Source organism: Mesorhizobium sp. M2A.F.Ca.ET.039.01.1.1 (assembly GCF_003998035.1).
GTDB lineage: Bacteria > Pseudomonadota > Alphaproteobacteria > Rhizobiales > Rhizobiaceae > Mesorhizobium.
In genome coordinates this window covers 1-636 of the sequence record NZ_RZRY01001413.1, presented here as the reverse complement: position 1 = coordinate 636, position 636 = coordinate 1, and the positions used below count along the sequence as shown (strand labels likewise).

Sequence of the window (636 nt, the reverse complement as noted above, 5' to 3'; positions counted from 1 at the left end):
CGTTCAGGAGACGCTGCTGTAGCTCTGGCGCAAGCCTTGCCACGCCTGTTCCGAAGCCGCGTAGGGCCGAGACGCAGTGCTCCGGGTTCTCGAGACTCTCAGCGAGATCGACGAGGTGCTTCTGAAGATTGGACGGAAGCTCTGCCACACCCACTGCAAGGGTCTCTAGAGCTCGGGAGCGATGCAAGGGGTCAAGTCTCTCGGCAAGCTCGATGACACGCTGCGGCAAATCGCTCAAAAGCCTCGCCACGCCGGCTCCAACGGCCTCGAGGATCCAGGCGCAATGCTCCGGGTCGTCGAGCCTCTCGACGTGGCCGACGAGATCCCGCTGCAACTCGAGCGCAAAACCAGTGATACCCGTTCCGAGCGCGCTGAGGGCCAAAGCGCGATACTCTGGTTCGTCAACGCGGTCGGCGACGGTCAGGAGACGCTGCTGTAGCTCTGGCGCAAGCCTTGCCACGCCTGTTCCGAAGCCGCGTAGTACGAGGACGCAATCTTCGGGGTCTTCAAGTTCCTCGGCGAAGAGGACGAGACGCTGCTGCAGCTCAGGCTCAAGCCTTGCTACGCCGGCTGCGAGGCCCCATAAGGCTGTGGCGCGATTTGCATCTTCAAGTTCCGAGGCGACCACTACAAGAC

At 62.4% G+C, this 636-nt stretch carries 1 protein-coding gene; it reads right to left on the bottom strand.

The features are described 5' to 3' along the window. Positions 1–636 (bottom strand): hypothetical protein (locus EOA24_RS42265; RefSeq protein WP_189354695.1); only part of this gene is annotated, 636 nt, incomplete at both ends.